We start from the raw sequence: 9,297 nt of genomic DNA, 5'->3' as shown, positions 1-9,297 counted from the left end.
ACCTGCCGCGCAACGCGATGGGCAAGGTGCAGAAGAAGCTGCTGACGGACTGAGCCGGGCCGGCACCGCCGGCGGGGGGGCGCGCGCGGCGCGCGCCGCCCCGCCCGCGGGGGGGGGGCGGGGCGGCCGCCGCCCATTTTGGTTCAGACCAATCCTAGTTGTCTAGACCAATGTCGAGGGACATGCCACGTATATCGGTGGTTATCGGGGCGGGTGATGGCGAACCGAAGGAAGGCCCGGGGGAACGAGCCGGGGGCGGGGCCAGGGCAGGCCGGACCTCAGCCGGTGGCCGACCGCAGCACCGACAGGGCCCGCGACAGGTCGGCCGACGTCAGGTCCGCGCGGGCCGCCAGCCGCAGTCGGGAGATGCCGTCCGGCACCGACGGCGGTCGGAAGCAGCCGACCAGGACGCCGGCCTCGGCGCAGCGCGCCGCGGTGTCGAAGGCGAGTTGTGCCTCGCCGATGAGCACCGACGCCACCGCGCCCTCCGGCTCGGTCACCCGCAGGCCCGCCTCCCGAGCGCCCGCCGAGAGCGCGCGGGCGTTCGCCCGTACCGCGTCGGCCAGCCCCGGCTGCGCGCGCAGGATCCGCAACGCCGCCAGCGCCGCCGCCGCACAGGCCGGCGCCAACCCCGTGTCGAAGATGAACGGCCGCGCCGCGTCGACCAGATGCTTGATCACCCGGGCGGGCCCGAGCACCGCACCGCCCTGCGAGCCCAGCGCCTTGGACAACGTCGCGGTCAGCACCACGTCGTCCGCCCCCGCGAGCCCGGCCGCGTGGACCGCGCCCCGGCCGCCCGGACCCACCACGCCGAGCCCGTGTGCCTCGTCCACGAGCAGGACGGCGCCGTATCGCCGTGTGACGGCCGCAAGCTCGGCGAGTGGGGCGATGTCCCCATCGACCGAGAAGACCGCGTCCACGACCACCAGGGCGCGTTCCTCGGCCCGTTCCGCGAGCACCCGGGCCACCGCCGCCACGTCCCGGTGCCCGGTGATCGCCACCCGGGCCCGGGAGAGCCGGCACGCGTCCACGATCGACGCGTGGTTGATCGCGTCCGAGACGACCAGGCCGCCCTTGCCGACCAGCCCGGCGATCACCCCGAGATTGGCCAGGTAGCCGGAGGAGAACACCAGCGCCGCCTCGGCGCCCATGTGGTCGGCCAGCTCCGCCTCCAATTCGGCGTGCAACTCGGTGGACCCGGTCACCAGCCGCGACCCGGTCGACCCGCCGCCCCACGTGCGCACCGCGCGTACGGTCGCCTCGATCACCCGCTCGTCGCGGGACAGGCCCAGGTAGTCGTTTCCGGCCAGATCCAACCCGCCGGCTGTCGCCGCGCGCGGCCGCAGCCGGCGGCGCAGACCGGCCTCGATCCGCTGCTTCTCGCGGATGTCCAGCCAGTCGAGCGGATGACCGCCGCCGCCGAGCGGCTGCCGGGGGGTGGGCGATTGGGTGGACATCGATACCTCACAGGTGCGGCGAAGTGGGGCGGCCAGGATCGCAGGCGTGGTGGAAAGTACGCTGCGCGTGTGCCCTCCATGAACGATCTCGTCCGCCGTCACGGCGCGCTGCCCACCGCCGACCTGGAGTGGCTGCACCTGCTGGTGTCCGAGTGGCAACTGCTCGCCGACCTGTCCTTCGCGGACCTGGTGTTGTGGGTGCCGACCAGCGACGGGCAGTACGTCGCGGTCGCGCAGATGCGGCCGAACACCGGCGCCACCTCGCATCAGGACGACCTGGTCGGCGACTTCGTCCCGCGCGGGCGGCGGCCGATGCTGGACGCGGCGCTGGACGAGGGCCGGATCGTGCGCGAGGGCGACCCGGAGTGGCGCGACGACGTACCGGTGCGGGTCGAGGCGATCCCGGTCTCCCGGGAGGGCCGGGTGATCGGTGTGATCGCGCGCAACACCAACCTGCTGACCGCCCGCACGCCCAGCCGGCTGGAATTGACCTACCTCCAGAGCGCCGCGGATCTCGCGCAGATGATCGCCGCAGGGACGTTTCCGCACGCCGGCGAACTGCTCGACATGGACGCGTCGCCGCGCGTGGGCGACGGCCTGATCCGCCTCGACGCGGACGGCATCGTGCAGTACGCCAGCCCCAACGCGCTCTCCGCCTACCACCGCCTCGGCCTGACCTCCGACCTGGTCGGTTGCCACCTCGGCCGGATCACCGCCGAACTGGCGCCGCACGAGGGCCCGGTGGACGAGGCCATCTCCGCGGTCGCCAGCGGCTGGGCCCCGCGCGAGACCGAGGTGGAGACGCCTGCGGCGGTGGTGCAACTGCGCGCGATCCCGCTCAAGCCGCGCGGGCAGCGGATCGGCGCGATCATGCTCCTGCGCGACGTGACCGAGCTGCGCCGGCGCGAGCGCGAGCTGATCACCAAGGACGCCACCATCCGGGAGATCCACCACCGGGTGAAGAACAACCTGCAGACGGTGGCCGCGCTGCTGCGCCTGCAGGCTCGCCGGATGGACGCGCCGCAGGCCCGGGCCGCGCTGGAGGAGGCGGTCCGCCGGGTCGGCTCGATCGCGATCGTGCACGAGACGTTGTCCCAGACGCTGGACGAGCGGGTGGACTTCGACGAGATCGCCGACCGGGTGTTGTCCATGGTCACCGAGGTCGCCGCGTCCTCGGTGCGGGTGCGCACCGCCCGACACGGCAACTTCGGCGAACTGATCGCGGAGACCGCGACGCCGTTGGCGATGGTGCTCACCGAGCTGCTGCAGAACGCCCTGGAGCACGCGTTCGAGGACCCCGGCTACACCGACCGGGCGGGCACCCTGGAGGTGCACGCCGAACGCCGCGCGGAACGCCTGCTCATCACCGTCACCGACGACGGGATCGGCCTGCCGGCCGATTTCGATCCGCAGGTCTCCGGCAACCTCGGTCTGCAGATCGTGCGCACCCTGGTCGGCAGCGAACTCGCGGGCCGTTTCGACATGGTGCCCAATCCGGCCGGCGGCACGATCGTCACCCTGGACCTGCAAATCCGCCAGCGCCGCTGAGCCCGATCGCATTCGGGCCCACCGGCCCGATTTCGCGACGCCGGGAAACTTCCGTACGTGGAAAAGCAGTTGCCCCGCCCTGGTCCGATCGGACCAGGGCGGGGCAACTGCGGCAAAGCTTTGGTGTTTCCGATGATCAAGTGTTTCCGGTGATCAAGTCCCCGGAGTGTTCAGCCTGTCGGTCGATCAGGCGGAGGCACGGGCACGGTTGCGGGCGGCGCGGCGCTTGAGAGCGCGACGCTCGTCCTCGCTCAGACCGCCCCACACACCCGCGTCCTGACCGGACTCGAGAGCCCAGCCCAGGCACTGCTCCATCACGGGGCAACGGCGGCAGACCGCCTTCGCCTCCTCGATCTGAAGCAGAGCGGGACCGGTGTTGCCGATCGGGAAGAACAGCTCCGGGTCTTCGTCACGGCAGGCAGCAACGTGGCGCCAGTCCATGCGGTCCAACTCCTCGTGGGTCAGCGGGGGCTTCCGGCCCCGCTGTGGCTTGTGAATGTGAACGCTTTCACGAACCCCCCGACAAGCAAGGGGCCGACGAAGTCGGTCCCCAGGTTTGGCAGTGGATTCGGGCGGTGAAGATGACCTTTCGGCCACGTCCCTGCCGCCTCGTAGAGCCTTACAAACCTCGGCCGCCGATACAACCCCCTTGGGCCAGGATTTTTTAAATCATCGGTGTCGACTAGGTCACACCACTACATCGAAGGGGTGAACCGGTATTTGCGTTCGAGTGAAAGGCCAAAAGGCCCTTCCACTCACACAATCACACGCAGTGCACGGGGAACCCCCCGGAAGGTCACACTCCGATGTTCTCCCAGATGGTCCCCATCGACCTGAAGGGAAACAGGTTCTTCAGTCCGAAGAGTGAACGCATCGCAGTCGTGCAGGGACACGACGTGACGCCCATGTGGAGCATTACCCGTGGAGCCCAGCATCCGGGCCAGATGGCGCAATGTGGGCAGTGTTGACATCCGGGTGAGCGCGAAGAGGTCCAATCCGGTGTCATATGACGCTTGTGGGCACGGATTCAGCGGCCGGTCGTGCAAAAACGTCCACGGCACGGTGTTCTGCACTATCCCGAGGCAGATTCCCTCGATCGGCTCCGCGCCGGGCACCTCCAGCGTCAGCGTCCCGTGTCTGCGGGAGTCCCGCTCGCCGTAGAACCGGCGCAACGCGGACCGTACGTACAGACCCGGCGTCGCGCGCCGACCGCCGGCCCGACGCTCCTCCACCCGGCCGACCACCTCGGCGTCGAATCCGATGCCGGCGCAGAACAGGAACCAGCGCTCGTCGGCCAGGCCCAGTCCGATCTCCCGACTGCGACCCGCGCGCAGCGCCTCCAACAGCAGGCCGGTCGCCTCGACCGGATCGTTGGGCATCCCGAGCGAGCGCGCGAACACGTTGGTGCTGCCGCCCGGGACCACCGCCACCGCCGGCAGCGAGGGGGCCGGACCGGCGGCGAGCAGTCCGTTGGCCACCTCGTTGGCCGTGCCGTCGCCGCCCAGCGCGATCACCAGATCGAGGCCGTCGTCCGCGGCCTGTCGGGCCAGTTCCGTGGCGTGCCCCCGATGCTCGGTGGCGACCACGTCGAGCTTGAGATCGCCGGCGAGCGCGTGCGCCAGGACGTCCCTGGTGCGTTCGCTGGTGGTCGTGGCCTTGGGGTTCACCACGAGAAGGGCGCGCATGCCACCAGCGTATCTACCGACGGGTAGGGCTCCCATGGGTCCGGGCGGGGCGCCCATGGATCGCCCGGGCGCCGGCCCCGGTTACAGTCTTGGGGTGACCGAGAGCCCTTCCGCCCAGGACCAGTCGGGCCCCGCCGGGGTCCTCCCCCTCACCTGGCGCATCTGCACCGCGGTGGTCGGTGTCGAGGCGTTCGCACTCCTCGGATACTCCCTCTATCTGACCTTCCGCAGCGAGTTCGGCCATCCGACCAACGCGTCGGAGGGCGTCGCGATCGGCATCTACCTGCTGATTCTCGCCGCCGGGATAGTCGCCGCGTTCGTGGGCATGCTGCGCGGCCGGCGCTGGAGCCGATCGCCGGCGATCACCGCCAACCTGATCGTGGTCGGCATGGGGTGGTACCTGATCAAGGCCGATCAGCTCGTGATCGGCATCCTGACCATGATCGTGGGTGTGGTCACCATCGGCGTCCTTGCGACACCCGGCATGTACAACGCGCTCGAAGCGCGCCACCAGGCCCATCGGGCCTGAGTCGCCGCCCGCAGCTTTCGGCCGCGCCGCACGGCGACGAGGACCCCGGACCGACCTCGGTCCGGGGTCCTCGTCGTGGCCGCGGGCTACTCCTCGACGAGCAACCGCTCGCGCAACTGCGCGAGGGTGCGCGCGAGCAGTCGCGAGACGTGCATCTGCGAGATGCCGACCTCCTGCGCGATCTGGGACTGGGTCATGTTGCCGAAGAAGCGCAGCAGCAGGATCTTCTTCTCGCGCGGCGGCAACTGCTCCAGGAGCGGCTTGAGCGATTCGCGGTACTCCACGCCCTCGAGCGCGTCGTCCTCGGCGCCCAGCGTGTCGGCGACGGCCGGCGAGTCGTCGTCGGTGTCCGGTACGTCCAGCGAGAGCGTGCTGTAGGCGTTGGCCGATTCGAGGCCCTCGAGCACTTCCTCCTCGGAGATCCCCAGCTGCACGGCGAGCTCGGCGACGGTGGGGGAACGGCCGTTGCGCTGGGAGAGCTCGGCGGTGGCCGAGGTCAGCGCGAGGCGCAGCTCCTGGAGTCGGCGCGGCACCCGCACCGCCCAGCCCTTGTCCCGGAAGTGCCGCTTGATCTCGCCGACGATGGTCGGCGTCGCGTAGGTCGAGAACTCGACTCCACGATCCGAGTCGAATCGGTCCACCGACTTGATCAGGCCGATGGTGGCCACCTGGATCAGGTCGTCCAACGGCTCGCCGCGATTGCGGAACCGGCGGGCCAGGTGCTCGACCAGCGGCAGATGCATCTCCACCAGTCGATCGCGCACCGCGGCCCGCGCGGGCGGGTCCGATTCGAGCACCGCGAGTTGCGCGAACAGGCCGCGCGCGATCTCCCGGTCGTGGGCGTGGCGTTCGGAACCGGCGCGTCGCCGGTTCGGCACCGCCGGTCCCGTGGGCCCGGCGGATCCGGCAGGTTGTGCCGGCTTGTCCGGCCCGGTCGCCTCGACGCCACCGTCCATCGTCATGCTCGCGTCGCTCACCATGCCCTCACCCTCCCCTCGGCCGCGCCCGGCGGCCTCGTCGGGTGAGGCCGCGCTCGGCTGCGGTTCGTTGGCCGCGCCTTCGACACCACTGCTCACGTCTGCTCCGGCCCGCCACCGCGCTTCTTGTGCAGGCTGATGCTGACCACCTTGTCCTCGCTCACCGTCGCGTCCACCTCGCCGGCCAGCGCCGACAGGACGGTCCAGGCGAACGTGTCACGCGCGGGTGTTCGGCCGTCCGTGGTCGGCGCGGACACGGTGACGTGCAACGCGTCGCCCACCAGGTTGAACACGCAGGAGAGCACTCCGCCGGCCACCGCCTGGTCGAGCAACATCGCGCACGCCTCGTCGACCGCGATGCGCAGGTCTTCGATCTCGTCCAGGGTGAAGTCGAGGCGGGCCGCGAGGCCCGCCGTCGCGGTGCGCAGAACGGAGAGATAGGCACCTTCGGCAGGCAGTCGGACCTCGACGAAGTCCCGCTGTCCGGTGCCGGCTTCGTCCGCCGTGTGTGCGGATCGCTGGGACACCCTCACCTCCAAGGTGCTGCTGTGGGTGGCCGCCGGGCGGTCACCACCGATGTCGGGGGGAACCCCAGCGACGCTACCGCGCCGGCCGACAACTGTCGTCACCGATGCGGGAACGGGTGCGGGAACGAGCGAGGCGACTGTCTACCCGAACGGTACGTCACGATATGTGATTTGACGAGTACGTAGTGTACCCGACTTTGGTAATTTCGCACTGCGAGATCGCGCCGTCCATGTACATGTGCCACAGTCCGTCGGCCGCCAACCCGCAAATGTCAGGTATGTCGTTCCGATTCCGGGTCTCGGGCCCGAATTCTGGCCCGATGCAGCGCCACGTTCGTCCGCGAGGCGCACCGATCCGAGCAGTGCCGGCGGGAGCGATTTGCGGACATGTCCAGGAAGACGTTCCGGCACGGTGCGGCCCGGCACACGCCCAGTCGGTCGATGCCGTGCGCGCTCAGTCGAACGGCCAGGCCCATGGCGGCTATCGCGGCGAAACCCTCGGCCGCGCCCACCGCGTCGCCCGCCAGGTGCAGATGCCAAGGGCTCGCGTCGTGGCCGGTCAGTCGCGGGTGCACGGGGAATTCGGCGAGCAGGCCGTTGAGGGTGGCGACGGCGTCCGCCTCGCGGTCGGCCGCGGCGTCCGCGAAGACCGCCCGCAGCCGGGTGCGCACCGAGCGCAGCCGACTCACGTCGGCGTCCGTCACCCGGGGTGGGATGCGCCGAACGGGTGCGATCAGCGCGAGTACGTCCTCGGGGGAGCGCAGCAGGTCCTCGCCGCGCGCGGGCTGCTCGGTGTTGACCAGCCGGACCGCGTGCTCGGCGTAGGCGGAGAGATCCAACGACTGTCCTTCGGTCGCGGTCGCCGGCCCGACCCCGGGCGGATGCCTTCCGGTGCCGTCGAGCCCGCGTTTCGCGCGGGTCGGCGGGGTCGGATGTGGCGGCGGTTACTGTCAGCGTACTGGGCGTGGCGCTACCGTCTGGGCCAGTTGCGAGAAGGGGTCTGACGCGCCATCACAAAACGGTGGTAATCGGTTCACCGCCCTGGAGTACCCCCATTCGGGGGGTGTGCCAAAATCGGCGTCACGGGTGACCCCCGTAACCTCAGCCGGATCATGTGCGCTGCACGAAGCGCCGATGTCGCTGAGGCATGCAGCCTGCGATCGCGTTTCGAGAGCTGCACTTCTACTGACAATGTCGACAAAGGGGTCACTGTGGCAGCGGAGATCATCCCGACGGACAGCATGGCGACGGACGAACTCGATCCGGTCTTCGCTCTGCACCGCGGCGGGAAAATGGAAGTTCGTTCGACCGTTCCGGTGCGCAACCGGGACGACCTCTCCCTCGCGTACACGCCCGGCGTGGCCCGGGTGTGCACGGCCATCGCGGAGAGCCCGGAACTGGTCCACGACTACACGTGGGTGGCCAACACGGTCGCGGTGATCACCGACGGCACCGCGGTGCTCGGCCTGGGCGACATTGGCCCCGCCGCGTCGCTGCCGGTGATGGAGGGCAAGGCGATCCTGTTCAAGGAGTTCGCCGGCATCGATGCCGTGCCGCTCGCGCTCTCGTGCACCGACGTGGACGAGCTGGTGGACACCATCGCCCGGCTCGCCCCCTCCTTCGGCGGCATCAACCTGGAGGACATCAGCGCCCCGCGCTGCTTCGAGGTGGAGCGCCGGCTCCAGGAGCGGCTGGACATCCCGGTCTTCCACGACGACCAGCACGGCACCGCGATCGTCGCGCTGGCCGCGCTGCGCAACGCGGCGACGGTGACCGGACGCCGGCTCGGCGACCTGCGCGCGGTCATCTCCGGCGCGGGCGCGGCGGGCATCGCGATCGCCAAGATCCTGATCGAGGCGGGCATCGGCGACCTGTGCGTGGTGGACAGCCGCGGCATCGTGCACGAGGGCCGGGACGACCTCACGCCGATCAAGCGGATGATCGCCGAGCTGACCAACCGGGCCAAGCTCAAGGGCGGCATCGAGAACGCCATGAACGGCGCCGACGTCTTCCTCGGGGTGTCCGCGGGCAAGGTGCCCGAGGAGGTCGTGGCGACCATGGCGCCCGAGGCGATCATCTTCGCGATGGCCAACCCGAACCCGGAGATCGACCCGGACCTGGCGCACAAGTACGCGGCCGTGGTGGCCACCGGGCGCAGCGACTATCCGAACCAGATCAACAACGTGCTCGCCTTCCCGGGCGTGTTCGCCGGTGCCCTGTCGGTGCGCGCCAAGCGCATCACCGAGGGGATGAAGGTGGCCGCCGCCGAGGCGCTGGCCGCGGTCGTCGCCGACGAGCTCGCGCCGGACAAGGTGATCCCCTCGCCGTTCGACGAGCGGGTGGCGCCGGCGGTGACCAAGGCCGTGGCCGAGGCCGCGCGCCGCGACGGCGTCGCACGTATCTGAGCCGCGGCCCGTGGATCGGTGATCGTCCGACGGCTCCTCGCCGACCGTCCGATGATCGACACGCATCCGCGGCGACCCGTGGACGTGGGGGGGGCGGCCCCCCCCGCGGGGGGGCCCCCCCCCGCCGGGGGGGGGGGGGGGGGTTTAAAAAAAAAAAAACCCCCACCCC

At 70.5% G+C, this 9,297-nt stretch carries 9 protein-coding genes; 3 read left to right on the top strand and 6 right to left on the bottom strand.

Annotated elements, in window-relative coordinates; all coding sequences use genetic code 11:
- Nucleotides 1-278: 278 nt before the first annotated feature.
- Nucleotides 279-1,457, bottom strand: coding sequence for an 8-amino-7-oxononanoate synthase (locus ACFXMF_RS44840; protein ID WP_379992779.1), 1,179 nt, complete (start codon nucleotides 1,455-1,457; stop codon nucleotides 279-281).
- Nucleotides 1,458-1,535: 78 nt separating this feature from the next.
- On the opposite strand from ACFXMF_RS44840, the gene ACFXMF_RS44835 reads away from it, so the two are divergent.
- The gene (locus ACFXMF_RS44835; RefSeq protein ID WP_360319370.1) at nucleotides 1,536-3,005 is read left to right on the top strand and encodes a histidine kinase N-terminal domain-containing protein; all 1,470 of its coding nucleotides are present in this window, start codon (nucleotides 1,536-1,538) and stop codon (nucleotides 3,003-3,005) included.
- 186 nt (nucleotides 3,006-3,191) lie between these two features.
- Here the strand turns inward: ACFXMF_RS44835 and ACFXMF_RS44830 are convergent, their stop codons facing one another.
- Together ACFXMF_RS44830 and ACFXMF_RS44825 are read right to left on the bottom strand one after the other, a co-directional pair.
- The gene (locus ACFXMF_RS44830; RefSeq protein ID WP_020557388.1) at nucleotides 3,192-3,446 is read right to left on the bottom strand and encodes a WhiB family transcriptional regulator; all 255 of its coding nucleotides are present in this window, start codon (nucleotides 3,444-3,446) and stop codon (nucleotides 3,192-3,194) included.
- Between the two features lie 314 nt (nucleotides 3,447-3,760).
- A complete protein-coding gene (locus ACFXMF_RS44825; protein ID WP_360319372.1) occupies nucleotides 3,761-4,690 on the bottom strand; it encodes a diacylglycerol kinase family protein in 930 nt (309 codons plus the stop codon).
- A gap of 94 nt (nucleotides 4,691-4,784) precedes the next feature.
- Between ACFXMF_RS44825 and ACFXMF_RS44820 the strand changes: the two genes are divergently transcribed.
- Nucleotides 4,785-5,219 carry a hypothetical protein gene (locus ACFXMF_RS44820; RefSeq protein WP_360319374.1) on the top strand — a complete coding sequence of 145 codons (435 nt, stop codon included), beginning with the start codon at nucleotides 4,785-4,787 and terminating at the stop codon, nucleotides 5,217-5,219.
- Between the two features lie 86 nt (nucleotides 5,220-5,305).
- Here ACFXMF_RS44820 and ACFXMF_RS44815 read toward each other — a convergent pair whose 3' ends face one another.
- The 3 genes from ACFXMF_RS44815 to ACFXMF_RS44805 form a co-directional block, all read right to left on the bottom strand.
- On the bottom strand, nucleotides 5,306-6,199 hold the full coding sequence (locus ACFXMF_RS44815) for an RNA polymerase sigma factor SigF (RefSeq protein WP_379992483.1): 894 nt from the start codon (nucleotides 6,197-6,199) through the stop codon (nucleotides 5,306-5,308).
- Nucleotides 6,200-6,291: 92 nt separating this feature from the next.
- Nucleotides 6,292-6,735, bottom strand: a complete 444-nt coding sequence (locus ACFXMF_RS44810; RefSeq protein ID WP_379992481.1) for an anti-sigma regulatory factor — start codon at nucleotides 6,733-6,735, stop codon at nucleotides 6,292-6,294.
- A gap of 260 nt (nucleotides 6,736-6,995) precedes the next feature.
- Nucleotides 6,996-7,562 carry a CGNR zinc finger domain-containing protein gene (locus ACFXMF_RS44805; protein WP_360319380.1) on the bottom strand — a complete coding sequence of 189 codons (567 nt, stop codon included), beginning with the start codon at nucleotides 7,560-7,562 and terminating at the stop codon, nucleotides 6,996-6,998.
- 402 nt (nucleotides 7,563-7,964) lie between these two features.
- On the opposite strand from ACFXMF_RS44805, the gene ACFXMF_RS44800 reads away from it, so the two are divergent.
- Nucleotides 7,965-9,128, top strand: coding sequence for an NADP-dependent malic enzyme (locus tag ACFXMF_RS44800; protein WP_360319470.1), 1,164 nt, complete (start codon nucleotides 7,965-7,967; stop codon nucleotides 9,126-9,128).
- The last annotated feature ends 169 nt before the right edge of the window (nucleotides 9,129-9,297 follow it).

Origin of the sequence: Embleya sp. NPDC059213, from assembly GCF_042754445.1 — a bacterium.
Taxonomy (GTDB): domain Bacteria; phylum Actinomycetota; class Actinomycetes; order Streptomycetales; family Streptomycetaceae; genus Embleya.
The sequence above is the reverse complement of the archived record's forward strand: the minus strand, read 5'-3'. Positions and strand labels throughout refer to the sequence as shown.

Excerpts from the sequence above, each read along its gene's own strand:
- ACFXMF_RS44840 (WP_379992779.1), bottom strand. The coding sequence starts at position 1,457 with ATGTCCACCCAATCGCCCACCCCCCGGCAGCCGCTCGGCGGCGGCGGT.
- ACFXMF_RS44835 (WP_360319370.1), top strand. The coding sequence starts at position 1,536 with ATGAACGATCTCGTCCGCCGTCACGGCGCGCTGCCCACCGCCGACCTG.
- ACFXMF_RS44830 (WP_020557388.1), bottom strand. The coding sequence starts at position 3,446 with ATGGACTGGCGCCACGTTGCTGCCTGCCGTGACGAAGACCCGGAGCTG.
- ACFXMF_RS44825 (WP_360319372.1), bottom strand. The coding sequence starts at position 4,690 with ATGCGCGCCCTTCTCGTGGTGAACCCCAAGGCCACGACCACCAGCGAA.
- ACFXMF_RS44815 (WP_379992483.1), bottom strand. The coding sequence starts at position 6,199 with ATGGTGAGCGACGCGAGCATGACGATGGACGGTGGCGTCGAGGCGACC.
- ACFXMF_RS44800 (WP_360319470.1), top strand. The coding sequence starts at position 7,965 with ATGGCGACGGACGAACTCGATCCGGTCTTCGCTCTGCACCGCGGCGGG.